Raw genomic sequence first — 23683 nt, 5'->3', positions numbered from 1 at the left:
GCCACTCACCTTCTCGACTCCTGCAGTCTACGTCTGACCAGACCGGTCTACTCAGTCACCGGGACGCCACGTCGGCGCGCTCGGCTTCCCTCGCCTCGACGGCGGGCGAGCCTCCCGAGGCGACCAGCACCCCGGGCGCGGTCCCCGGCCCGCCGCGCAGCAGCAGGGCGGCGAGGGCCAGCAGCGCCAGGGCGATGACCACCGCGCCGTACTCCTCGGAGGTCGGGACCAGTCCGCCGCCGTGCACCACCAGCGTTCCGGCGATGACCGAGGGGACGCCCATGCCGAGGTAGGCGACGACGAACAGCAGGGACAGCACGCCCGAGCTCTCGTGCGGCCTGGTCAGCGGCAGCACGGTGCGGATGCCGCCCTGGAAGCCGCTGCCGAAGCCGAAGCCGGCGACGGCCGTACCGACGAAGAACAGCACCGGTGCGCTCTGGTCGACGGCCAGCAGCGTGACGGCGACGCCGGCGACCAGGGCGCCGATGCCGGTGTACATCACGGTCGTCGCCCGGGCGTTGCGCAGCACGAGGACGGAGGCGGCCGCGACGAACGCGAGGACGAAGAGGCCGAGGCCGCCGTAGACGGCGGAGTCGGAGCCGACCAGGGTACGGGCCAGGGCGGGGCCGAGGGAGCCGTAGAACCCGGCGAGTGCCCAGACGGCGAAGATGACCGGGGCCGCCGCGAGGGCCGCGCCGCGGACCGCGCGCGGAAGCCTGATCTCGGGCACCAGGGTGGCCAGGGCGCCTGGCTCACGGGTGACGGTCTCGTCGATCAGGGCGATGGCGACGGCCTGGGCCACGAACACACCGAGCAGGCCGAGGTAGATCGTGTGGGTCGGCGCGGGCAGGTACTGCACGACGAAACCACTGACCAGGGCGCCTGTCGCGGTGCCCAGGCCGGGGGCGAAGGCGTTCGCCACAGTGCCTCGGGGCCGGTTGATGTCCATCATCGCGGCGCCGACGGCACCGAGCGCCGCGCCGGTGGAGAGGCCCTGCACGACCCGGGCGACGAGCAGTTCGCCGACGCCTCCGGCGGTGGAGAACAGCACCATCGCGAGGGCCTGGGCGGCGATCGCGGCGATCAGGACCGGGCGGCGGCCGACGTGGTCGGACAGCTTCCCGAGGACCAGCAGGCCGGAGAGGACGGCGATCGCGTAGATACCGAAGACGACCGTGGTGGTGATCGGGCTGAAGCCCCATTCGGCCTGGTAGGACGCGTAGAGCGGGGTGGGCGCGCTGGAGGCGGCGAGGAAGGAGACGACGATGGAGGCGAGCACGTAGAACGCCGCGCGCGGCGGGATCGGCTTGCTCGACGGCTTGGTTCGCTCGTGCGGTGCGAGGTGGTTCATCGGGGAGATCCTTCGCGGGGGCGGGGCCGGAGACCGTCGGTTCACAGGCGCTGAGTGGGTAGACCGGTCTGTCTACATGACCTGGCCAACCCCATAGACAGGTCTGTCTATTCCGGCGCGGCGAAAAATCTTCGAGGAACCGCATGGGCGGTGACCGCCACGGGCCGGCACTCTGACCCGCCTTCCGTGTGAGCCGATCCCGACGCTGTCCCATGGAGCGTCTGCGCCGACTGGGCGTCGCCTACCCCGATCATGTATATGGCGTACGTGTACGACAGGCCGAGCGCCGATCGCATCGGGAGGACGCGGTGAGCACTGGATCCGAGCTCGCAGGGGAAGCCGAACCACAGCCCGTGCTGGGGCCGTTGACGACCGCGGCGATCTTCCTGGTGGTCACCGTCCGCCCCGGGCACGAGGAGCGGGTACGGGAGGTGCTGGGCGATCTCAGCTCGCTGCGGCGCAGCTTCGGGTTCGGCGCCCCGGAGGCCGCCCTGAGCTGTGTCGCGGGGATCGGCTCCGAGGCCTGGGACCGGCTGTTCGACCACCCGCGCCCGGCCGGACTGCATCCCTTCCGGCCCCTGGAAGGCTCCCGGCACACCGCGGTCGCCACCCCCGGCGACGTCCTCTTCCATATCCGGGCCGGCCGCTTCGACCTCTGCTTCGGGCTCGCCGCCGAGATCATGCACCGGCTGCGGGACGCGGTGACCGTCGAGGACGAGGTGCAGGGCTTCAAGTACCTCGACGCACGCGACCTGCTGGGCTTCGTCGACGGCACCGAGAACCCGGTCGGCGCCGCCGCCCGCAGGGCTGTCCTGATCGGCGCGGAGGACCCCGCGCACGCCGGCGGCAGCTATGTGATCGTGCAGAAGTACCTGCACGACCTGGACGCCTGGAACGCGCTGCCGGTCGAGACCCAGGAGCGGATCATCGGCCGTACCAAGGCCACCAACATCGAGCTGGAGGAGCCGGGCTCGCACGTCGACCTGAACACCGTCACCGGACCGGACGGCGAGGAGCAGGACATCCTGCGCGACAACATGCCCTTCGGCAGCCCCGGCCGGGGTGAGTTCGGCACCTACTTCATCGGGTACGCCCGTACTCCGGACGTCATCGAGCGCATGCTGCGCAACATGTTCCTCGGCACGCAGGACGCCGCCCACGACCCGATCCTCGACTTCTCCACGGCGGTGACCGGCACGCTCTTCCACGTACCGTCCGGGGACTTCCTCGACGACCTGCCCGCGGCTCCCGAGAGGGCATGACGCCGGTGCGCGTTGTCACCCGGTGCACCGGTGGGATCTACTACACCGGTGATGCCTACAACCCCTCCCGGGCGGTGCTGAGATGACGACGAGTCCGCATCTGGTGACCCTCGACCTCGCCGGCGTCGCGGACAAGGCCGGTCTCATGGACCGCACCGCCGCCGCCCTGAGCCTGCCCGACTGGTTCGGCCGTAACTGGGACGCCCTCGCGGACAGCCTCCGCGACCCCTCGGTCTGGCCGCCGGAGGCCGTCGCCCGCGGGCTCCTCCTCGTCGTCACCGGCTGGCAGGGCTACGCGGGGACCCGGCCGGACGAGTGGAGGACCGCCCAGGACGTGTTCGCCCAGGCGGCCGCCGGCGAACCGGGACTGACGGTGGCGCTCGCCCTCGGCTGACCCGAGAAGGCGTGCGCACCGCCCTTGGAGGTTCCTCCCAAGCGCCTCTGACCTGCCTGGATGTTCGTCCCGGGCACCGCATACCGGTCGCCATGGGACAATGAAGTACGTGCTCTTCCCCTTGGCCGGCCGGTCCGGGGGTCACCTCTGATCGACCGGGATGTGCGGCACGTGCGTTTCCTCAATGACATCCAGCCCGCGTACGACCTGACGTACGACGACGTCTTCATGGTGCCGAGCCGCTCCGCGGTCGGCTCGCGTCAGGGCGTGGACCTCAACTCGCCGGACGGCACGGGCACCACCATCCCGCTGGTCGTCGCCAACATGACCGCGATCGCGGGCCGGCGCATGGCCGAGACGGTGGCCCGGCGCGGCGGACTCGTCGTGATCCCGCAGGACATCCCGATCGACGTGGTCACCGACGTCATCACCTGGGTGAAGAGCCGCCACCTGGTGCTGGACACCCCGATCGTGCTCGCCCCGCACCAGACGGTCGCCGACGCGCTGGCCCTGCTGCCCAAGCGCGCACACAACGCGGGGGTCGTCGTCGACGAGGACGGCCGCCCCGTCGGTGTCGTCACCGACCGGGACCTCAGCGGTGTCGACCGCTTCACCCAGCTGGCCGAGGTCATGTCCCGCGACCTGCTGCTGCTCGACGCGGACATCGACCCGCGCGAGGCGTTCAACAAGCTGGACGCGGCCAACCGGCGCTACGCCCCGGCCGTCGACCGGGACGGGAAGCTCGCCGGCATCCTCACCCGCAAGGGCGCCCTGCGGGCCACCCTGTACACCCCGGCCACCGACGCGCAGGGCAGGCTGCGGATCGCCGCCGCCGTCGGGATCAACGGGGACTTCGCGGACAAGGCCAAGCAGCTGCTCGACGCCGGCGTCGACACGCTCGTCATCGACACCGCGCACGGCCACCAGGAGTCGATGATCAGCGCGATCAAGCTGGTCCGCGGCCTCGACCCGCAGGTCCCGATCGCGGCCGGCAACATCGTCTCCGCCGAGGGCGTCAAGGACCTCGTCGACGCGGGCGCGGACATCATCAAGGTCGGTGTGGGCCCCGGCGCCATGTGCACCACCCGCATGATGACCGGCGTCGGCCGGCCGCAGTTCTCGGCGGTCCTGGAGTGCGCCGCGGAGGCGAAGAAGTACGGCAAGCACGTCTGGGCCGACGGGGGTGTCCGGCACCCGCGGGACGTCGCCATGGCGCTGGCCGCGGGCGCGTCCAACGTGATGGTCGGCTCCTGGTTCGCCGGCACGTACGAGTCGCCGGGCGACCTCCAGCAGACCGCCGACGGCCGGCTGTACAAGGAGTCCTTCGGCATGGCCTCGGCGCGTGCGGTGCGCAACCGCACGTCCGACGAGTCGGCCTACGACCGGGCCCGCAAGGCGCTCTTCGAGGAGGGCATCTCGACGTCCCGGATGTTCCTCGACCCGGCCCGGCCGGGTGTGGAGGACCTGATCGACTCGATCATCGCGGGCGTGCGGTCGTCGTGCACCTACGCCGGTGCGGGGTCCCTGGAGGAGTTCGCCGAAAAGGCGATCGTGGGGATCCAGAGCGCGGCGGGCTACGCGGAGGGCAAGCCGCTGCACGCCAGCTGGAGCTAGGCGCTTCGCCGGCGGCGGCGTTTTGGGTGCGGGTGCGTGGGGGTGATCGTGCCCGCGCGGCGGAGCCGCATGTCGATACAGCCCGCGCCCCTGAGGGGCGCTCCACCACCGACGCAATGAATGTGCACCCTCCTTCCACACACGCAACGATCCTGCGGGTACGAGCAAGGTTGCTGCATTACGCCCGTGAAGGGCGGGCTCATAGGGTCATGCGCTGTACGTGGCGTGGCCGGGACCCCGCTCGGTGGGGCCCTGCGGGATGGGCGCCGCCGGTCCCGGCCGCCCAGACCCGCAGCGACGAAGGAGCCGCGCGTGCTCGACCAAGGCGCACCCCCACGAACCGACGCCTCCCCCTCCGTCGGTGCCCGGCTGATGCGGCGCAAGCCCGTCGAGCGGCTGGTCGCCGAGGGCGGGCAGGGCGAAGGGGGCACGCTCCGGCGTTCCCTCGGGCTCTGGCAGCTGACGATGATCAGCATCGGCGCCACCCTAGGCACCGGCATCTTCGTGGTCCTCGGTGAGGCCGTCCCCAAGGCCGGCCCGGCCGTCACCCTCTCCTTCGTGATCGCCGGGCTGACCGCGCTCTTCTCGGCGCTTTCCTACGCCGAGCTGGCGGGCACCATCCCGGTCGCCGGCTCCTCCTACTCCTACGCATACGCGACGATGGGCGAGCTGATCGCCTGGGTCTGCGGCTGGTGCCTGCTCCTGGAGTACGGCGTCTCGGTCGCCGCGGTCGCGGTCGGCTGGGGCGAGTACCTCAACGAGCTGCTCGCCGGGACCATCGGCGTCACCCTCCCGAAGGCCCTGTCCGCGCCGCCCGGCGTCGACGGCGGTGTCTTCAACCTGCCGGCCCTGATCGTCGTGCTCCTCGCGATGGTGTTCCTGCTCGGCGGCGCCAAGGAGTCGGCGCGCGCCAACACGATCATGGTGTGTGTGAAGATCGCCGCCCTGGTGCTGTTCTGCGTCATCGGCTTCATGGGCTTCAGGTCCGGCAACTACGCGCACTTCATGCCGCTGGGCATGGCCGGCGTCAGCGCGGCCGGCGCGACGCTGTTCTTCTCGTACATCGGCTTCGACGCCGCCTCCACCGCAGGCGAGGAGGCGAAGAACGCGCAGCGCGACCTGCCCCGGGCCATCATGCTGTCGCTGGTCATCGTGACGGCGCTGTACGTCCTCGTCGCGGCCGTAGCCGTCGGTGCGAAGCCCTGGCGGCAGTTCAGCGACTCCGAGGCCGCCCTCGCCCAGATCATGCGCGACGTGACCGGCCAGAGCTTCTGGGGCACCCTGCTGGCCGCCTGCGCGGTCGTCGCCATCGCCAGCGTCGTCCTGACCGTGCTCTACGGTCAGACCCGCATCCTCTTCGCGATGTCCCGGGACGGTCTGGTGCCCAAGGTGTTCGCCAAGGTCCACCCGAAGACCGGCGCGCCCCGGGCCAACACCGTGATCGTCTCCCTCTTCTGCGGGGTCCTGGCGGCCGCCATCCCGCTGGGGCAGCTGGCCGACGCCACCAGCATCGGCACGCTGTTCGCCTTCGGCCTGGTGAACATCGCGGTGGTGGTGCTGCGCCGGACGCGTCCCGCGATGCCGCGTACCTTCCGGGTGCCGCTGTCCCCGCTGCTGCCCGCGCTGGGCTTCGGATTCTGCGTCTGGATGATGGGCAGCCTCTCGGCCGTCACCTGGGTGGTCTTCGGTGCCTGGCTGGCGGTCGGGCTCGTGTTCTACTTCCTGTACGGCTATCGCCGGTCCCGTCTTGCAACACCTGAGAGCTGAACGACCCCTTGCTGAACGATCTCGACGAACGCATCGTGCACGCCCTCGCCGAGGACGCCCGCCGCTCCTACGCGGACATCGGGCAGTTGGTCGGCCTGTCCGCGCCCGCCGTCAAACGGCGGGTGGACCGGCTGCGCGCCACCGGGGCGATCACGGGTTTCACCGTGCGGGTCGATCCGGCGGCCCTCGGCTGGGAGACGGAGGGGTTCGTCGAGATCTACTGCCGGCGCAACACCTCTCCGGAGACGATCCAGCGGGGGCTGGAGCGGTATCAGGAGGTGGTGGCCGCGTCCACGGTCACCGGTGAGGCCGACGCGGTCGTGCAGGTCTTCGCGTCCGACATGCGGCACTTCGAGAGGGTGCTGGAGCGGATCGCGGGGGAGCCGTTCGTGGAACGCACCAAGTCGGTACTGGTGCTGTCGCCGCTGCTGCGCCGGTTCTCCTCAGGGGCACCGGGGTGAGTACGGGACAGAGCCCGGGGTGCGCTGTCGTACGCCGGGTGCGGGTGGTTCGTGGTTGCTCGCGCAGTTCCCCGCGCCCCTTGGCCGGCGGCAGTACCGCGCCCTGAGGGGGCGCGGGGAACTGCGCGAACAGCCCCCACCGGCCCGCACCCGGCGACACGACCGCACCCCCCGCCCCCTATTCCGCGGTCATCCGCGCCAGCGCGTTGCTGCCGATGGAGTTGTGCACGCTGAAGCTCACCGCGTCCGACCGGTACCGGTCGTCCGACCACTCCACCGGGCGTCCTTCCCGTGTCGTCGTCACCCGCCGCACCCGCAGCAGCGGGCTCGACCGGCGCACCCCCAGCAGTTCGGCGTCCCGCGCGCCGCAGGCGACCGCGTCGATGACGTGTTCGCCGTACGCGAAGACCAACCCCGTCTCCTCGTAGAGGCGTTGCGTCACCGACGGGCACTCCGGCTCTATCGCCGCCACCGCCGGGGAGATCCAGTCCGCGTACACCGTCCGCTCCAGCAACACCGGTTCGCCGTCCAGGCCGCGTACCCGGAGTACGTGCAATACCGGTGTGCCGAGGGGGAGTTGCAGGCGGACCGCGTCCTCCTGGGTGGCGGGGCGGTACTCCTGGGACATCACGTGTCCGGTCGCCTCGCGGCCCATCGACCTCGCCCACTGGGCGAAACTGCGCAGCTCGGCGAAGCTCTGGCTGCGGCGGCTGGCCAGCACCACCCGGCGGGCGCCCTGGCGGGAGCCGATCAGCCCCTCGGAGGTGAGCGCGGCGACGGCCTGGCGGACGGTGCCGCGGGACACGCCGTACTGCGCCGCCAGCTCCGTCTCCGCGGGCAGCCGGCTGCCGACGGTGTACTCCTCACGGTCGATGGCGCGCCGCAACTCGTCGGCGATCTCCTCGTGTCGCGCCGTCATGCTTCCCCTCTGAGTAGGCCGCTGTGCACAGCGTGACCAGGGTAATCGACGCTCTTCGGTGATTCGTGTCAGCCCGGAACCGGCCAGGACTGTGCAGGGAATTGGGGTCCAGGGTTTATGCGGTGTTCACACTCCCGACACCCGTGCCGGGCGTACTGGGGCCAACTTGTTCAGACAAGTTCGCCCGGTGCCACCCACAGCGCCACCCACCCTCGTGCGTACTCCCTGGAGAGACCGTGACCGTGTCCCTGCCGAGAACCGCCGTCCTTGGCGGCTCCCTCGCCGTCGTTGCCGCGCTCGCCCTGAGCGCCTGCGGCGCCGCCCCCGACAACGCGTCGTCCACCACCTCCGACGGCAAGAACGCCGCCACCGCCACCTCCGCCGCCGACCTCGGCGGCATGGACAAGCTGGTCGCCGCCGCCAAGAAGGAGGGCACGCTGCACATCATCGCGGTGCCCCGCGACTGGGCGAACTACGGCGCCATCATCGACGGTTTCAAGAAGAAGTACGGCATCAAGATCGAGGACGAGAGCCCCGACGGCTCCAGCCAGGACGAGATCAACGCCGTGACCTCGCGCAAGGGCCAGGACCGCGCGCCGGACGTGCTCGACCTCGGCTCGTCGTTCGCGCTCAGCGCCGCCCAGCAGGGGCTGCTCGCGCCGTACAAGGTGACCTCGTACGCCGACATCCCCACCGGCCAGAAGGACCCGCAGGCCCGCTGGTACAACGACTACGGCGGCTACATCTCCATCGGCTGCGACGCCAAGCGCGTCAAGACCTGCCCGACCACCTTCGCCGACCTGCTCAAGCCGCAGTACAAGGGCCAGGTCGCCCTCAACGGCAATCCGACCAAGTCCGGCTCCGCCTTCGGCGGCGTGTACGCGGCCGCGCTCGCCAACAAGGGCTCCTTCGACGACATCCAGCCCGGCCTCGACTTCTTCGCCGAGCTGAAGAAGAACGGCAACTACACGCCCGTCGAGTCCACCCCGGCCACCGTCGAGAAGGGCGAGACGCCCATCTCGATCGACTGGGACTACCTGAACGCCGGGTACGCCGACGAGTTCAAGTCCAAGGGCGTGGACTGGAAGGTCACCATCCCCACCGACGGCCAGTACGCCCAGTACTACTCCCAGGCCATCAACAAGGACGCCCCGCACCCGGCGGCCGCCCGCCTGTGGCAGGAGTACCTGTACAGCACCGAGGGGCAGAACCTGTGGCTCAAGGGCTACGCCCGCCCGGTCCTGATGACCTCCATGGAGTCCGCCGGCACCCTGGACAAGACCGCCGCCGCCAAGCTGCCCGCGGTCACCGGGACGCCGTCCTTCCCGACCGAGGCCCAGCAGGACAAGGCGAAGACGGTCCTCGGGACGGGCTGGTCGAAGGCCGTCTCCGGATGACGGCCACGCTCACGCGGGCCGACGTGGCGTCCGCCGCTTCCCAGAAGCGGCGGCGCCGCGCCCCCGGCTGGCTGGCCGTCGTCCCGCTGCTCGTCTTCACGGCCGTCGCCTTCGGGCTGCCGGCCGTGGCCATGCTGAACGGCGCCTTCACGGTCAAGGACCCGACGAGCGGGGTGTCCTCGTACACCGGGCGGAACCTCACGGACTCCCTCCAGGGGCCCTACCTCACCGCCCTCGTCGGCAGCGTCAAGCTGTCCGCGCTCTCCGCCCTCATCGCCGCCGTCCTCGGGCTGCCGCTCGCACAGGCCGTCGTCAGCTCCCGCTCCCGGGCGCTGCGCGAGGCCGTGCTCACCGCCTCCGGGGTGCTCGCCAACTTCGGCGGCGTGCCGCTGGCCTTCGCGTTCGTGGCGACCCTCGGCAACGCCGGTGTGCTGACCGTGCGCCTGCACCTCACGGACCACGGCTGGAACCTGTACAGCTTCTGGGGACTGGTCCTCGTCTACCTCTACTTCCTGATCCCGCTGATGGTCCTCACCATCACCCCGGCCCTGGACGGACTGCGGGCGCAGTGGCGGGAGGCCGCGCTGAACAACGGCGCCACCGGGGTGCAGTACTGGCGGTTCGTGGCGCTGCCCGTGCTCGCGCCCTCGCTGCTCGGCGGCCTGGTGCTGCTCTTCGGCAGCGCCTTCGCCGCCTACGCCACCGCCGCCGCGATGGTCGGCAGCGCGGTCCCGCTGGTCACCCTGCAGATCGCCGACGCCCTCTCCGGCAACGTCCTGGTCGGCCAGGAGAACGTGGCCCTCGCGCTGAGCCTCGACATGGTGCTGGTGGCGGGCGTGGTGATGGCCGTGTACCTGCCCCTGCAACGACGGAGTGCCCGATGGCTCGACGCCTGACCCCCTGGCGCTGGGCCGTCCTCGGCCTGGCCGCCCTCTACTTCCTGGTCCCGCTGGGCGCCTCCGTCGTCTTCACGGTCGACGTGCCCGGCCAGGGCGTCACCTTCGACGCCTACAGCCAGATCCTGTCCGCCGACGGGTTCCTCTCCAGCCTGCTGCTCTCGCTGGAACTGGCCGTTGCCACCATCGCCGTCGTGCTGCTGCTGATGGTGCCAGCCGTGGTCGCCCTGCGGCTCAGCGCGCCCAAGCTGCGCCCGGTGGTCGAGATCGTCTGCTCGCTGCCGCTGGTGGTGCCGCCGATCGCGTTCGTCGCCGGCATCGCGAGCGTGCTCAAGTGGGGGCCGGACCACCTCTCCCGGACCCCGCTGTTCGAGACGTTCGTCGCCGTCCAGAACCCGGACTTCCCGGTCGTCCTGGTCCTGGCGTACGTCGTGATGGCGCTGCCCTTCGTCTACCGGGCGCTGGACGCCGGACTGCGCGCGATCGACGTGCGCACCCTCGTCGAGGCCGCCCGCAGCTGCGGTGCCAACTGGCCGCAGGCCCTGGTCCGGGCCGTGCTGCCCAATCTGCGCGGGGCGCTGCTGAACGCGGCCTTCCTCACCCTGGCGCTGGTGCTCGGCGAGTTCACCGTCGCCCGGCTGCTCGGCTTCCAGCCCTTCGCCGTGTGGATCTACAACGTCGGCGGCTCGCAGGCCCAGATGTCCGTCGCCGTGTCCGTGCTCAGTCTCCTGGTGACCTGGGCCCTGCTCCTCGCGCTCGCCGGTGCCGGCGGCCGTGACCGTACCGCTTCCTCCCGGGGATGAACCATGAGTGTCAGCACGCCTGAGAAGGCCACCACCGCCGCCACCGTCGAATTCCGGTCGCTGCGACGGGAGTTCGGCGCCACCGTCGCCCTCGACGGACTCGATCTGACCGTCCGCCCCGGGGAGTTCCTGGCCCTGCTCGGCCCGTCCGGCTGCGGCAAGACCACCGCGCTGCGCATGCTCGCCGGGTTCGAACACCCCGACTCCGGCGCGGTGCTGGTGGACGGCGAGGACGTCACCTCGGTCCCGGCGCACCGCCGTGACGCCGGGATGGTCTTCCAGTCGTACAGCCTCTTCCCGCATCTGAACGCCGTCGACAACGTGGCGTTCGGGCTGCGCATGCGGAAGGTGCGCACGAGTGAACGGCGTTCGCGGGCCGCGGAGTTGCTGGACCTTGTCGGGCTCGGTGACAAGGGGGAGCGGTTCCCGCACCAGCTCTCCGGCGGCCAGCAGCAGCGCATCGCGCTCGCCCGTGCCCTCGCCCTGCGGCCCCGGGTGCTCCTCCTCGACGAGCCGCTGTCGGCCCTCGACGCCAAGGTCCGGCTGACGCTCCGCGAGGAGATCCGCCGCCTCCAGCAGGAACTCGGCATCACCACGCTGTTCGTGACGCACGATCAGGAGGAGGCGCTGTCCGTCGCCGACCGGGTCGCCGTGATGCGCGCCGGGCGGCTCGAACAGTGCGCCGAGCCCGCCGAGCTGTACGGCCGTCCGGCCACCGCCTTCGTCGCCGAGTTCGTCGGCACGATGAGCCGGATCCCGGGCACGGTCAAGGACGGCCGGGTCGAGGTGCTCGGCCAGCGGCTGCCGGTCGACGGACAGGCGCCGGGCGCGAGCGACGTCGACGTGCTCGTACGGCCCGAGGCGGTCCAGGTGCGCGCGGACGACACCGGTACGGCCACCGTCGTCGCCACCGCCTTCCTGGGCGCGGTCGTCCGGGTCACCGTACGGCTCGCCGACGGCACCGAGGCCAAGGCCGATCTGCCCGCCCACCAGGCCGCGGGTCTGGGCGCGGGAGCCGCTGTGAGTGTGTCGCTGCCCGAGCGGCCGGTACTCGTGGCGGACCGTACCAAGAAGTAACGCTTCCAGAAGTCCGGAAGTATCCAGAAGCCCAGAAGTAAGGAATGACGACAACGTGACCCCCCACCCCCGACTCCCGCTCCAGGCCGTCCTGTTCGACATGGACGGAACGCTCGTCGACACCGAGCGACTGTGGTGGGAGGCGGTGGAACGCGTTGCCGGGCGGACGCTCGGCGAGGCCGACGAGCCCGATGTGCTGGGCCGGCCCGTCGAGTACACCGCCCAGTGGCTGGCCGGCGGCACCGGCAGGTCCAGCGCCGCCCTCGCGGCCGAGCTGCACCGGGAGTTCGCGGACCGCGTCCGCACCGGCATCGTGCCCCGCCCCGGCGCCCTCGACCTGCTGGACGCGCTGGCCGCGGCCGGCGTTCCCACCGCCCTGGTCACCGCGTCCCCACGCGCGGTCGCCGACCTCGTGCTCGACGCGCTCGGCGCCGGCCGGTTCGCCGCCTCCGTCACCGCCGACGACACCGGCCGCACCAAGCCCGCCCCCGACCCGTACCTCGCGGCCTGCCGGGCCCTCGGCGTCGACCCCGCGGGCTGTGTCGCCGTCGAGGACACCGCGACCGGGGTCGCCTCCGCCGAGGCCGCCGGCTGCGCGGTCCTCGCCGTGCCCTCGCTCGCACCGATCGGGGGCGCCCCGGGCCGGACCGTCCGGGACACCCTCGTCGGGGTCACCCCGAAGGAGCTGAGCGACATGGCCGTACCCGAACTGCGGGTCATGTCCTGGAACCTGTGGCTCGGCGGCAGCCGGATCGACGACCACCGGGCCAAGCAGGTCAAGGCCGTCCTCGACGCCGGAGCGGACGTCGTCGGTTTCCAGGAGACCGCCGGCACCTCGGCCCGGGAACTCGCCGAGGCCCTCGGCTGGCACCACCACACGGCAGGCGAGAACCTCGGGATCATCAGCCGGTACCCCATCACCGCCCGCTTCGGCGACCCGGAGGTCGGTTTCTACGGAGCCGCCGGGGTGCGGATCGCCGTACGCCCCGGACACGAGGTCGACATCTGGACCGCGCACCTGCACTACACCCCGTACGGGCCCTACGAGTTCCACTTCGACGGGCTCGGGGCGGCCGAGCTGATCGCCCACGAGGAGGTGCGGCTCGGGCAGTTCCGGGAGGCGCTGCGGCGGATCGGGGACGGCCCGGTGCCGGTGGTGCTCGTGGGGGACTTCAACTGCCCGTCCCACCTGGACTGGACGGACGTCGAGTGGCCGGTGACCAAGGCCGCCGAGGAGGCCGGGTTCCGTGATTCCTACCGGGAGGTCCATCCGGATCCGGTGACCGCGCCGGGGCACACCTGGTCGCCCATCCACCCCGTGCGGGAGGACGGCAGCGGGCGGCCCGAGCCGCAGGACCGGATCGACTACGTGCTGCACAGGGGGCTGCGCGTGCTCGACTCCCGGACCTGTGTCAGCGGCACCCCGGCGCCCTGGCCCGAGGTGGCGGGCAACGACTGGCCCTCCGACCACGCGGCCGTCGTCAGCACCTTCGCGGTCGGGCCCTGACCCGGGGTTACCCGGGGCGACCATTGCGGTCATGGTGGGGATCCCGTAGGTTGAGCCGCGCCTCCTTACTGACTGGTAACACCGGCAGGTAACCCATGCGCTGGCCCTCCCGCACCCTCCGGCCGGGGGGACCTTCGTCTCGCTTCGCCCGCCGACCCACCACCGTCCGCGCGCGGATCGTGGCGCTCGCCCTCGCACCGGCCGTCGCACTGACGGCTCTGTGGAGCTTCGCCATGGTCTCCGTCACCGCCGAACTACGCGCGCTGATCCGGCTCCAGGGTGTGTACGAGGACTTCGGCACCCCCGTCGACACCACCGTCGGGCAGATCCAGATCGAACGGCGGCTGTCGGCGGCCTACCTGGGCGCCCGGCTCGACACGGCGAACGCCGCCGGCCTGCTCGCCCAGCAGCGGCGCACCGACCGGGCGGTGGACGCCATGCGGGACGCGATCCGGGGCCGTGACCGCGGCCGCCTCAGCGACCGGCAGCGCCAGGCCCTCGACGCGATGGTGACCGCCACCGGCAGGCTGGAGGGACTGCGCGAGCGGGTACTGTCCCGGACGATCTCCTGGGACAGCGCCGTCAGCGCCTACAGCGCCCTGGTGGAGCCCGGTTTCGACGTCGAGTCCACCCTCACCGCCCTGCAGGCCGGACAGCTGGCCCGGGAGTCGCAGGTGGTGATCGACCTGGTGCGGGTGCGGGAGTTCGTCTCGCGCGAGGACGCGCTGGTCGCGGGGGCACGGGCCGCCGGGCGGCTCACCGACGGGCAGTACGACGGTCTCACCGCGACCGTCGAGGACCGGCGCGTCTTCGAGCGGACCTATGTCCCCGACCTGCCGTCCGACTCACGGGCACTGTTCGAGCGGTTCCAGCGCGGCGAACTGCACCGCTCGCTGGTGCGCGGCGAGGACGCGCTGCTGCGGGCGGGCGCGGACCGGGCGGGTGCGGCCGTCGCCGCGGGCACCTGGCGGTCGACCACCGACCGGGCCGTCAAGCAGTACATGCTGCTGTGCAGCGAGTCCGCCGAGAACTCCGCCGCCCGCGGCCGGGCCTTCGCCTACCAGGAGCTGACCAAGGCGGCCGTCGTCGGTGTGGCCGGGTTGGCGGCGGTGGGGCTCTCGCTGTGGTTCGCGGTGCGTGGGGCACGCCGTATCTCACGCCGCCTGGAGAGCCTGCGGGACGCGGCCGACCTGCTCACCGCCCATCAACTTCCCGCCCTGATGGGCCGGTTGAGCGCAGGTGAGGACGTGGACGCGGTCACCGAGGCACCGCCGCTGGCCGCCCGGGAGGCCGGGGACGACGAGATCGGGGACGTCGGCCGGTCGTTCAACAGGGCGCGGCTGGCCGCCGTCGAGGCCGCGGTGCAGCAGGCCACGCTGCGCAGGGGCCTGTTCGCGGTCCTCCTCAACATCGCGCGCCGCAACCAGGCCCTGGTCCACCGGCAGCTGAAACTCGTCGACACGCTGGAACGGCGCACCGACGACCCGGCCGTCCTGGGCGAGCTGTTCCGCATCGACCATCTGACCACCCGGATGCGCCGGCACGCGGAGAGCCTGATCATCCTCTCCGGCGCGACCCCCGGGCGGCGCTGGCGGCGGCCCGTGCCGATCGCCGACGTGGTGTCCTCGGCCGTCGGCGAGATCGAGGACTACACCCGGGTCGTGGTGCCGCCGATGCCCGAGGTCGGGGTCGCCGCGGACGCCGTCGCCGACGTCGTGCACCTGGTCGCCGAGCTGCTGGAGAACGCCACGGTGTTCTCGCCGCCGCACACCCAGGTCACCCTGCGCACCGGGCGGGTCGGCCGGGGCTTCACCCTGGAGATGGACGACCGGGGCCTCGGCCTGGACGCCGAGCAGCTCGCCGAGGCCCACCGCACCCTCACCGACCCCGAGGCCTTCGACCCGACCCGCCACGACCGCCTCGGCCTCTACGTCGTGGGCCGCCTGGCCACCCGGCACGGCATCGAGGTGACCCTGCGGGACTCGCCGTACGGGGGCACCACGGCGGTGGTGCTGCTGCCGACGGCGGTACTGGCGGAGGTGGAGCCGGAGAGCGGCCGACGGGGAGGCGAGCGAGGCCGGCGGCCGTCCGCGGAGGAACACGGCGGTCGGCCGGCGCGTGCGGAGGGCCGACCCGCATCAGCGGTCGGCGTCCTGCCGCCCCACGGCGGTACGGCGGTCGCCGGGGAACCCCCGGCGCTCGGCGGAGCGGACGCGCCGGCGCCGGCCGGCGGGGCCGGAGCGGGCCACGACACGGAGCCCCGGCCGAGCCGGATCGAGGGTTCCGCCCCCGACGGGCCCCCGGCCCTGCCCACCCGCACCCGCCAGGCATCCCTCGCCCCCGAACTGCGCGCCGCCGGGCCGCCGGCCCCGGCCCCGTCCGCCGAGCGCGATCTGGACGCCGACGAGATGCGGGCGGTCTTCGGAGCCTTCCAGCGCGGCCTGGACCGAGGGCGCAGGGGGCTGCCGACCGGACCCGAGGAGCCGGACCACAACGAGGAAAGGACGCGCGCCGACCATGACCAGTGACGACCAGCCCCAGCCGCCCGACGCCACCGCCGATTCCAGCCCGACCACCGCCCCTGACTCGACCACAGGTCCCGTTGGCGCCGCCCCCGCCTCCCGGTTCGGGCGTGGCCCGCTTTCTGCTGTCGGTACAGGCTCCGATGCCCGGCCCGGTAGTGACCTCGGGTGGCTTCTCGATGATCTGGTCGCCCGGACCGACCACGTCCGGCAGGCCGTGCTGCTCACCGCGGACGGCCTTCCGCTCAGCCACTCCGAGGGCATGCGGCGGCGGGACATCGAGCATCTCGCGGCCGTCTGCTCCGGCTTCCACAGCCTGGCCCGCTCGGCCGGAGACCGGTTCGGCGCCGGAGAGGTGCGGCAGACCATGGTGATGCTCGACGACGCCTACCTCTTCGTGACCCCGGCCGGGCACGGCAGCCGGCTCGCCGTCCTCAGCGACGTCCGCACCGACGTCGGCCAGCTCGCCCACGAGATGGCCCTGCTCGTCCGCCGCCTCGGCCGCCACCTGGACGCGGCCGCACGCTCGACCCCCTGACCCCGCGGTGAGCGACGAGTACTGGTACGAGGACGAGACCGGCTCGCTGGTCCGCCCCTACACCGTGACCCGGGGCCGCACCGAGCCGTCCGGACGGCACACCATCGACCTCATGTCCCAGGTCACCGCGGTGGACGCGGACCCGGCCGAGCCGGACGTCGACCATGCCCGCGCCGCCCTGCTCGCCCTGGTGCGGCGCGGCGCCCGCCCGGTCGTCGAACTCGCAGCGGACGCCGACCTGCCGCTCACCGTCGTACGCGTCCTGCTCGGTGACCTCGCCGAGGCCGGCCTGGTCCGCATCGACCGGCCGCGCCGCGTGGAACCGGCCGGTCCGGGCGCCGACCCCGCGCTGCTGAAGGAGATCATCGAGCGGCTGAGGGAGCTGTAGGGAGGGTTCGGGCGCAACGAATCGCCGCCCGGCACCTGTATCACGCAACGAACCGCTCTGCCACGCGCAACGGCTCCTCCTTGTCCGGCCCGGCCCGCCGACTTACCGTCTAAAGGGCCCCAGACCCCGTCCGTACCCGGTGAGGACCCGTATGCGCACCGCCCTGCTCCAGAGCTCCGGCCGTCCCGGCTCGACCGTCGAGAACCTCAAGGTGCTCGACGAAACCGCCGGCCGGGCCGCCGCCGCGGGCGCCGCGCTGCTCGTCGCCCCGGAGATGTTCCTGACCGGCTACGCGATCGGCGACGACATCGCCCGCCTCGCCGAGCCCGCCGACGGTGACAGCGCGGACACGATCGCCGAGCTGGCCCACCGGCACGGCCTGGCGATCGCCTACGGCTACCCGGAGCGCGCGGGCGACGCCGTCCACAACTCCGCCCAGCTGATCTCCGCCGACGGCACCCGGCTCGCGAACTACCGCAAGTCCCACCTCTTCGGCGGCTTCGAGCGCGACCACTTCACCCCGGGCGACCAGCCGGTCGTCCAGGCGGAGCTGAACGGCCTCACCGTCGGGATCATGATCTGCTACGACGTGGAGTTCCCGGAGCCCGTCCGCGCCCACGCCCTGGCCGGCACCGACCTGCTGCTCGTCCCGACGGCGAACATGCACCCGTTCGAACTCGTCGCCGAGTCCCTGGTCCCGGTGCGGGCCTGGGAGAACCAGATGTACGTGGCCTACGCCAACCGCATCGGCCAGGAAGGCGAGTTCGAGTTCTTCGGGCTCTCCGCGCTGGCCGGACCCGACGGAGTCGCCCGCGCCCGCGCAGGCCGCGGCGAGGAACTCCTCCTCGCCGACATCGACCCCGCCCTCCTCGCCGCCTCCCGCGAGGCGAACCCGTATCTGAAGGACCGCCGCCCCGGCCTCTACGGGTCCCTGGCCTGACCTCCCCCCGGCCCCTCTTCTCGCACCTTTTTCGCATGTCGCAAGGAGTCCGTACCCCATGACGTCCACCGTGCCCAACGCCGTCGAGCACGCAGACGAGCAGCAGCCGCCGATCACCATGTTCGGGCCGGACTTCCCGTACGCGTACGACGACTTCCTCGCGCACCCGGCGGGCCTCGGCCAGATACCGGCGACCGAGCACGGCACCGAGATCGCCGTCATCGGCGGCGGCCTGTCCGGCATCGTGGCCGCCTACGAGCTGATGAAGATGGGCCTGAAGCCGGTCGTGTACGAGGCCGACCGGATCGGCGGCCGGCTGCGGACCGTCGGCTTCGAGGGCTGTGACCCCTCGCTGACCGCCGAGATGGGCGCGATGCGCTTCCCGCCGTCCTCCACCGCCCTGCAGCACTACATCGACCTGGTGGGACTGGAGACCCGGCCCTTCCCCAACCCCCTCGCGGAGGCGACCCCTTCGACCGTCGTCGACCTCAAGGGCGAGTCGCACTACGCCGAGACGGCCGCCGACCTGCCGCAGGTCTACCGTGACGTCGCCGACGCCTGGAACAAGTGCCTCGAAGACGGCGCCGACTTCTCCGACATGAACCGCGCCCTGCGCGAGCGGGACGTGCCGCGCATCCGCGAGATCTGGTCCCGGCTCGTCGAGAAACTCGACAACCAGACCTTCTACGGCTTCCTCTGCGACTCCGAGGCCTTCAGGTCCTTCCGGCACCGCGAGATCTTCGGCCAGGTCGGCTTCGGGACGGGCGGCTGGGACACGGACTTCCCGAACTCGATCCTGGAAATCCTGCGCGTCGTCTACACCGAGGCCGACGACCACCACCGCGGCATCGTCGGCGGCAGCCAGCAACTCCCGCTGCGGCTCTGGGAGCGCGAGCCGGAGAAGATCGTGCACTGGGCCTACGGCACCTCGCTCGCGCGACTGCACGAGAACGGCGAGCCCCGTCCCGCCGTGACCCGGCTGCACCGCACCACCGGCAACCGGATCACGGTGACGGACGCCAACGGCGACATCCGCACCTACCAGGCGGCGATCTTCACCGCCCAGTCCTGGATGCTGCTGTCGAAGATCGCCTGCGACGACGCGCTCTTCCCGATCGACCACTGGACCGCTATCGAGCGCACCCACTACATGGAGTCCAGCAAGCTGTTCGTGCCCGTCGACCGGCCGTTCTGGCTGGACAAGGCCGTCGACGACAGCGGAAACCCGACCGGCCGGGACGTGATGTCGATGACGCTCACCGACCGCATGACGCGCGGCACCTACCTCCTCGACGACGGCCCGGACAAGCCCGCCGTCATCTGCCTCTCCTACACCTGGTGCGACGACAGCCTGAAGTGGCTGCCGCTGTCCGCGAACGAGCGGATGGAGGTGATGCTGAAGTCGCTCGGCGAGATCTATCCGAAGGTCGACATCAGGAAGCACATCATCGGCAACCCGGTGACCGTCTCCTGGGAGAACGAGCCCTACTTCATGGGCGCGTTCAAGGCCAACCTGCCCGGCCACTACCGCTACCAGCGGCGCCTGTTCACGCACTTCGTGCAGGACCGGCTGCCCGCGGACAAGCGGGGCATCTTCCTCGCCGGCGACGACATCTCCTGGACGGCGGGCTGGGCCGAGGGCGCCGTCCAGACCGCGCTGAACGCGGTCTGGGGCGTCATGCACCACTTCGGAGGCGAGACCGACCCGGCCAACCCGGGCCCCGGAGACGTCTACGACGAGATCGCGCCGGTCGAACTCCCCGAGGACTAGACCCCGGCCGCCCGAGCCTTCTCGTACACCTCCGCGGCGACGTCCTTGAGCTCCTGGGCGTCCCGCGGAGTGGTCTGGAGGTCGACCAGGATCTCCTCCAGGCCGACCGCCGCGTGGGCCACCAGGTCCTCGACTATCTGGTCGGCGCTGCCCTGGAAGGGCTGGCGGTCAGGGCCGTCATAGGGCTTGGCCGTGTACACGGCGTTGACCCGCACGACCGTCTGGATCGGTTCCGTGCGGCCGCGTTCGGCCGCCAGTTCCCGCAACTCCTGCCACTGGGCGGCCAGCTGCTCGGCGCCCATGCCCACCGGCAGCCAGCCGTCGGCGTGGTCGACCAGCCGTCGCCGGGCCTTCTTGTTGCCCGCGGCCAGCAGGATCGGGATGGGCCGGGCGGGCTTGGGGCCGACCACGGCGGAGGCGATCTTCGTCATCCGGCCGTCGTACTGCACCGGGTCCGGGCCCCACACCGCCCGGCACACCTCGATCAGTTCGTCGAGCACACTGCCGCGCTCCTCGAACGGCCGGATTCCGGCGGCCGCGTACTCGTCGAGCGACCAGCCGGTGCCCAGGCCCGCGATCACCCGGCCGCCGCTCGCCGCGTCCAGCGAGGCCAGCGACTTGGCCAGCTGGAAGGGGACGTGCAGCGGCGCCACCAGCACACTGCTGCCCAGCCGGGCCCGCTCGGTGGCCGCGGCGGCGAGGGCGAGCGTGACCAGAGGCTCGGCCACGTCCCGGTACGCGTCCGGCCAGGGGAGGCCCTCGATGCCGTACAGGCCCTGGGTGGCGGGCTCCGGGAAGAGGGCCCGCTCGAAGACCCACAGGCTGTCGTAGCCGATCTCCTCGGCGGTGCGGGCCACGTCGGGGACGTCCGTGCCGAGGGAATACTGCCGCATCTGGGGGAGGCTGAGGCCTAGCCGCGTCGTCATTCCGGTGCTCCTTCGCGATCGGGTCCGAGGCGTCAACGTAAAGCGCTCACAAGGAGATCCCGAAGCGGCTCGCGCATCGATCGGATCAGGCCACGTCAGCCGCGCAGCGGAGTGAGCAGCATCCGGCCGGCCAGCCCCACGGCCGCGTCCAGCCGTTCGGCGAACTCCTCGGCCAGGTCCCCGAACCGGCGCAGTGCCCACAGCGCCCGCGCCGCCGACCAGGTCGCGTCCCGGGCCCGCTCCAGGCTCCAGGAACCGAGCAGATGGGTCAGCGGATCGGCGATCTGGAGCAGGTCGGGACCCGGCATCAGATCCTCGCGGATGCGCTCCTCCAGCGAGACGAGGAGCTCACCCACGCGGTCGAACTCGTCCTCCAGATCGGCCGGTTCGCAGCCGAGCGTACGACAGCTGTCCACCACGGCCAGCGCCAGGTCGTGCCCGATGTGCGCGTTGATACCCGCGAGCGCGAACTGCAGCGGCCGTACACCGGGATGCCGGCGGAGCTGGAACAGCGGACGCCAGCAAGCCGGCGGACGGCGGTCGCCGGCGGCCGCGTCCACGGCGGCCAGGTACCGCTCGGCGAACCGTACGTCCAGCGTCGCGGCGGCTCCGGGATCCCCGAACCGGCCCGCGTCCAGCCCCCGTTCGACCTCCTCCGTGACGCAGAGGTAGACACGGTTGAAGACCGCGATCCCGTCCCGCTCGGGCAGCGCCGCGTCCAGGGCGCGCATCCGGGACACGACGGTGCCGACCGGAGCGGTGAGGTATTCCGAGTGCGCCATGGGGGAAGGGTCCCAGCCCTAGGCTGGCGGGCGTGCCGACGGGCCCGGCGTATCCCCGGAACGGGGGACGGGCCTGGGGCACGGGAGGGGGAGCACAGCGTGCCTGGCTCACATGCCCGGCGGAGCGGCGAGGGCAGGCGGGCGGTCATGCTCGCGGTCGCCTCGGTCGTGGCCGCCGTGGGCACCGCGACTGGGATGCTCTCGGCGCTCGGCGAGGAGGGCCTTCCGGACCACCGCCCACGAGATCGCCTACGACCGCCGGGTCCTCGACGCCCTCGGCGGTCCGGCCTCGCTGGGCGCGGTGATCGACACCAGCCGTAACGGCAACGGCCCCCCGGCGAACGGCGCCTGGTGCGACCCGGCGGGGCGGCGGATCGGGCAGGCGCCCACGCTCCACACCGGTCGGGCGCGGATCGACGCCTATGGATCAAGCTGCCGGGGGAGTCCGACGGCTGCAAGGGCGCCGCCGGCACCTTCACCCCGGCGTACGCCTACGACTTGGCGGCGTCGTAGAGCTGGTGCCCTCGTCGAGCAGCGGTTCCCGCCCCCTTGGCTGCATGCTGACGTTGCCGACGCCGATGATGATGCCCGCCGCGGCCGGGGCTGCGATCAGGATTCGCCAAGACCTCGGTCGTACCCCGGATTGCCCGGTTCAAGGAGCGGCGGCTCGTCCGTCATGTGGGCGGGAGCCAGGACGCGCAGGGCGTGGTATCCGATGGTGACGATCAGCGTTCCCAACGCGATGCCACTGAGCTGGAAGTTGGGTGTGAGTGTCAGGCTCACGTTGCCGATTCCGACGATGAGCCCCGCAGCCACCGGAACCAGGTGCAGGGGGTTGGAGAGGTCGACGCGGGAACGGACCCAGATCTGGGCGCCCAGCAGGCCGATCATGCCGTAGAGGATGACCGTGATTCCGCCGAGGACGCCGCCGGGAATGGCGGCCACGACGGCACCGAACTTGGGGCAGAGCCCGAACAGGATCGCGAAGGCGGCGGCGCACCAGTAGGCAGCGGTCGAGTAGACACGCGTGGCGGCCATGACGCCGATGTTCTCGGCGTACGTGGTCGTGGCAGGACCGCCCACAGACGTCGACAGCACAGTCGCTGCACCGTCGGCCATGATCGCCGTACCGAGCCTGTCGTCCAGTGGTTCACCGGTCATCTCACCGACAGCCTTGACATGTCCCGCGTTCTCGGCGACGAGGGCGATGACGACGGGCAGGGCGACCACAACCGCCGAGAGGGCGAAGCTCGGGGCATGGAAAGCCGGTAGGCCGATCCAGTCCGCCTTGGGCACGCCCGAGAGGTCGAGACGCCAATGGTCGACCGGCTTGGCACCGCCGGCGGGGGAGTGGATCTTACCGAACGCGCGGTCGAGGATCCATGAGATGACATACCCGAAGGCCAGCCCGAGGAAGATCGCGATACGGGACCAGAAGCCGCGCAGTACAACAAGGGCGAAACCCGTGAACAGCATGGTCAGAAGAGCCGTCCACTGATCCTGCGGCCAATAGGTTCCCGCGGTGACCGGAGCCAGGTTGAACCCGATCAGCATGACCACCGCGCCTGTGACCACGGGAGGCAGTACGGCGTGGATGATGCGGGCCCCGAGAGCGCGTACGACCGCCCCGCACAGGAAAAGTACCGCGCCGACGACCAGCAGCGCGCCAGTGAGGGTCGCAGCGTCACCCCCCTGTGCCTTGATGACGGCGGCCACACCGATGAACGACAGGCTGCTGCCCAGGTAGCTCGGAATATGGCCGCGGGTGATGAACAGGAACAGAATGGTGGCCACGCCGGAGGCCATCACGGCAAGGTTGGGATCGAGACCCATCAAGATGGGGGCGACGAAGCAGGCTCCGATCATGGAGACCACATGCTGCGCGCCGAGACCGACGGTGCGCCCCCAGGTGAGTCGCTCGTCCGGTCTCACCACCTCACCCGGTGCGAGGCTCTTGCCGTCGCCGTGCAGCTTCCAGCCGAAGCCCGCCATGGTCCTGCTCCTTGATGTGTTGCGGGAGTGGTACTGAGACCCGCCGGCCGCACCGGGGCTCGACGACTAGCGGAACACGCAGTTCAGGGGCATGCCCACAGGACGGGCCGTGAGAGTGGGGATTCGACCCGCGGCGTCGTGCTCGGCGGGGAAGCGCCGGTCTTCGCACGCATCATGCGTTCAGGGGCGCCACGAAGGACGCACCGAACGACGCGACCACGCCGTGCTGGGCGCCGAGCCCGATAGCGCGCGGCCAGGAGAGCCGTTCGCCGCGGCGTACCACCGCTCCGGGCGTCGGCCTGCGCCCGTCGCCGTGCGGTTTCCGGCGCACGCCGAGATCCATGGCGGGGGTTCGCTTTCTTCGAAGTGCTGTGAA

Annotated in this window: 20 protein-coding genes and 2 pseudogenes; 16 read left to right on the top strand and 6 right to left on the bottom strand. The window is 71.6% G+C overall.

Annotated elements, in window-relative coordinates; translation table 11 throughout:
* Positions 1-55: 55 nt before the first annotated feature.
* A complete protein-coding gene (locus AB0N16_RS14070) occupies positions 56-1351 on the bottom strand; it encodes an MFS transporter (protein WP_365796373.1) in 1296 nt (431 codons plus the stop codon).
* 308 nt (positions 1352-1659) lie between these two features.
* Between AB0N16_RS14070 and AB0N16_RS14065 the strand changes: the two genes are divergently transcribed.
* The 5 genes from AB0N16_RS14065 to AB0N16_RS14045 all read left to right on the top strand — a co-directional run bounded on the left by AB0N16_RS14065 (position 1660) and on the right by AB0N16_RS14045 (position 6849).
* Positions 1660-2613, top strand: a complete 954-nt coding sequence (locus tag AB0N16_RS14065) for a Dyp-type peroxidase (protein WP_365796371.1) — start codon at positions 1660-1662, stop codon at positions 2611-2613.
* 82 nt (positions 2614-2695) lie between these two features.
* A complete protein-coding gene (locus AB0N16_RS14060; protein WP_365796369.1) occupies positions 2696-3007 on the top strand; it encodes a barstar family protein in 312 nt (103 codons plus the stop codon).
* A 171-nt stretch (positions 3008-3178) separates the two neighbouring features.
* Complete coding sequence (locus AB0N16_RS14055; RefSeq protein ID WP_365796367.1) at positions 3179-4621, top strand: GuaB1 family IMP dehydrogenase-related protein; 1443 nt, start codon at positions 3179-3181, stop codon at positions 4619-4621.
* Between the two features lie 312 nt (positions 4622-4933).
* Positions 4934-6388, top strand: a complete 1455-nt coding sequence (locus tag AB0N16_RS14050; protein WP_365796365.1) for an amino acid permease — start codon at positions 4934-4936, stop codon at positions 6386-6388.
* 8 nt (positions 6389-6396) lie between these two features.
* Positions 6397-6849, top strand: a complete 453-nt coding sequence (locus tag AB0N16_RS14045) for an Lrp/AsnC family transcriptional regulator (protein WP_046726552.1) — start codon at positions 6397-6399, stop codon at positions 6847-6849.
* Between the two features lie 178 nt (positions 6850-7027).
* Here the strand turns inward: AB0N16_RS14045 and AB0N16_RS14040 are convergent, their stop codons facing one another.
* A complete protein-coding gene (locus AB0N16_RS14040; protein ID WP_365796363.1) occupies positions 7028-7768 on the bottom strand; it encodes a GntR family transcriptional regulator in 741 nt (246 codons plus the stop codon).
* Positions 7769-8004: 236 nt separating this feature from the next.
* On the opposite strand from AB0N16_RS14040, the gene AB0N16_RS14035 reads away from it, so the two are divergent.
* From AB0N16_RS14035 to AB0N16_RS13990, 10 genes are all read left to right on the top strand, one after another.
* Positions 8005-9165: an extracellular solute-binding protein gene (locus AB0N16_RS14035; protein ID WP_365796361.1), complete on the top strand. Its 1161-nt coding sequence runs from the start codon at positions 8005-8007 to the stop codon at positions 9163-9165.
* On the top strand, positions 9162-10061 hold the full coding sequence (locus tag AB0N16_RS14030; RefSeq protein WP_365796359.1) for an ABC transporter permease: 900 nt from the start codon (positions 9162-9164) through the stop codon (positions 10059-10061). Before AB0N16_RS14035 ends, AB0N16_RS14030 begins: the two co-directional genes overlap by 4 nt.
* Positions 10046-10864 (top strand): ABC transporter permease subunit, encoded by an 819-nt coding sequence (locus AB0N16_RS14025; protein WP_365796357.1) that lies wholly within the window; start codon positions 10046-10048, stop codon positions 10862-10864. The genes AB0N16_RS14030 and AB0N16_RS14025 overlap by 16 nt, the downstream gene beginning before the upstream one ends.
* A gap of 3 nt (positions 10865-10867) precedes the next feature.
* Complete coding sequence (locus AB0N16_RS14020) at positions 10868-11941, top strand: ABC transporter ATP-binding protein (RefSeq protein WP_365796355.1); 1074 nt, start codon at positions 10868-10870, stop codon at positions 11939-11941.
* A gap of 100 nt (positions 11942-12041) precedes the next feature.
* The gene (locus tag AB0N16_RS14015; RefSeq protein WP_365797111.1) at positions 12042-13448 is read left to right on the top strand and encodes an HAD-IA family hydrolase; all 1407 of its coding nucleotides are present in this window, start codon (positions 12042-12044) and stop codon (positions 13446-13448) included.
* Positions 13449-13543: 95 nt separating this feature from the next.
* On the top strand, positions 13544-15976 hold the full coding sequence (locus tag AB0N16_RS14010) for a nitrate- and nitrite sensing domain-containing protein (protein WP_365796353.1): 2433 nt from the start codon (positions 13544-13546) through the stop codon (positions 15974-15976).
* The gene (locus AB0N16_RS14005; protein ID WP_365796351.1) at positions 15966-16508 is read left to right on the top strand and encodes a roadblock/LC7 domain-containing protein; all 543 of its coding nucleotides are present in this window, start codon (positions 15966-15968) and stop codon (positions 16506-16508) included. The genes AB0N16_RS14010 and AB0N16_RS14005 overlap by 11 nt, the downstream gene beginning before the upstream one ends.
* 7 nt (positions 16509-16515) lie before the next feature.
* Positions 16516-16896 (top strand): DUF742 domain-containing protein, encoded by a 381-nt coding sequence (locus AB0N16_RS14000; RefSeq protein ID WP_365796349.1) that lies wholly within the window; start codon positions 16516-16518, stop codon positions 16894-16896.
* Between the two features lie 151 nt (positions 16897-17047).
* Complete coding sequence (locus tag AB0N16_RS13995; protein WP_365796347.1) at positions 17048-17836, top strand: carbon-nitrogen hydrolase family protein; 789 nt, start codon at positions 17048-17050, stop codon at positions 17834-17836.
* 58 nt (positions 17837-17894) lie between these two features.
* A complete protein-coding gene (locus AB0N16_RS13990) occupies positions 17895-19607 on the top strand; it encodes an NAD(P)/FAD-dependent oxidoreductase (protein ID WP_365796345.1) in 1713 nt (570 codons plus the stop codon).
* On the opposite strand, the gene AB0N16_RS13985 is transcribed toward AB0N16_RS13990, so the two are convergent.
* Positions 19604-20533, bottom strand: coding sequence for an LLM class F420-dependent oxidoreductase (locus AB0N16_RS13985; RefSeq protein WP_365796343.1), 930 nt, complete (start codon positions 20531-20533; stop codon positions 19604-19606). The two genes, AB0N16_RS13990 and AB0N16_RS13985, sit on opposite strands and share 4 nt — an antisense overlap.
* Before the next feature lie 95 nt (positions 20534-20628).
* Positions 20629-21315: a DUF5995 family protein gene (locus tag AB0N16_RS13980; protein WP_365796341.1), complete on the bottom strand. Its 687-nt coding sequence runs from the start codon at positions 21313-21315 to the stop codon at positions 20629-20631.
* A 232-nt stretch (positions 21316-21547) separates the two neighbouring features.
* Between AB0N16_RS13980 and AB0N16_RS13975 the strand changes: the two are divergent.
* Positions 21548-21828 (top strand): annotated as a pseudogene (locus AB0N16_RS13975) (glycoside hydrolase family 6 protein); the annotation flags it as partial.
* Between the two features lie 96 nt (positions 21829-21924).
* Here the strand turns inward: AB0N16_RS13975 and AB0N16_RS13970 are convergent.
* Positions 21925-23307 carry a solute carrier family 23 protein gene (locus AB0N16_RS13970; RefSeq protein ID WP_365796340.1) on the bottom strand — a complete coding sequence of 461 codons (1383 nt, stop codon included), beginning with the start codon at positions 23305-23307 and terminating at the stop codon, positions 21925-21927.
* A 181-nt stretch (positions 23308-23488) separates the two neighbouring features.
* Positions 23489-23650 (bottom strand): annotated as a pseudogene (locus AB0N16_RS13965) (nitrate reductase); the annotation flags it as partial.
* Between the last annotated feature and the right edge of the window lie 33 nt (positions 23651-23683).

The organism is Streptomyces sp. NPDC051105 (assembly GCF_040682795.1).
Taxonomy (GTDB): Bacteria; Actinomycetota; Actinomycetes; order Streptomycetales; family Streptomycetaceae; genus Streptomyces.
The sequence above is the reverse complement of the archived record's forward strand: the minus strand, read 5'-3'. Positions and strand labels throughout refer to the sequence as shown.

What these genes read in the sequence shown, in the direction of transcription:
- AB0N16_RS13990 (WP_365796345.1), top strand. Translation starts at nt 17,895, where the DNA reads ATGACGTCCACCGTGCCCAACGCCGTCGAGCACGCAGACGAGCAGCAG.
- AB0N16_RS13995 (WP_365796347.1), top strand. Translation starts at nt 17,048, where the DNA reads ATGCGCACCGCCCTGCTCCAGAGCTCCGGCCGTCCCGGCTCGACCGTC.
- AB0N16_RS14020 (WP_365796355.1), top strand. Translation starts at nt 10,868, where the DNA reads ATGAGTGTCAGCACGCCTGAGAAGGCCACCACCGCCGCCACCGTCGAA.
- AB0N16_RS13985 (WP_365796343.1), bottom strand. Translation starts at nt 20,533, where the DNA reads ATGACGACGCGGCTAGGCCTCAGCCTCCCCCAGATGCGGCAGTATTCC.
- AB0N16_RS13970 (WP_365796340.1), bottom strand. Translation starts at nt 23,307, where the DNA reads ATGGCGGGCTTCGGCTGGAAGCTGCACGGCGACGGCAAGAGCCTCGCA.
- AB0N16_RS14015 (WP_365797111.1), top strand. Translation starts at nt 12,042, where the DNA reads ATGGACGGAACGCTCGTCGACACCGAGCGACTGTGGTGGGAGGCGGTG.
- AB0N16_RS14030 (WP_365796359.1), top strand. Translation starts at nt 9,162, where the DNA reads ATGACGGCCACGCTCACGCGGGCCGACGTGGCGTCCGCCGCTTCCCAG.
- AB0N16_RS14025 (WP_365796357.1), top strand. Translation starts at nt 10,046, where the DNA reads ATGGCTCGACGCCTGACCCCCTGGCGCTGGGCCGTCCTCGGCCTGGCC.
- AB0N16_RS13980 (WP_365796341.1), bottom strand. Translation starts at nt 21,315, where the DNA reads ATGGCGCACTCGGAATACCTCACCGCTCCGGTCGGCACCGTCGTGTCC.
- AB0N16_RS14060 (WP_365796369.1), top strand. Translation starts at nt 2,696, where the DNA reads ATGACGACGAGTCCGCATCTGGTGACCCTCGACCTCGCCGGCGTCGCG.
- AB0N16_RS14010 (WP_365796353.1), top strand. Translation starts at nt 13,544, where the DNA reads ATGCGCTGGCCCTCCCGCACCCTCCGGCCGGGGGGACCTTCGTCTCGC.
- AB0N16_RS14040 (WP_365796363.1), bottom strand. Translation starts at nt 7,768, where the DNA reads ATGACGGCGCGACACGAGGAGATCGCCGACGAGTTGCGGCGCGCCATC.
- AB0N16_RS14070 (WP_365796373.1), bottom strand. Translation starts at nt 1,351, where the DNA reads ATGAACCACCTCGCACCGCACGAGCGAACCAAGCCGTCGAGCAAGCCG.
- AB0N16_RS14005 (WP_365796351.1), top strand. Translation starts at nt 15,966, where the DNA reads ATGACCAGTGACGACCAGCCCCAGCCGCCCGACGCCACCGCCGATTCC.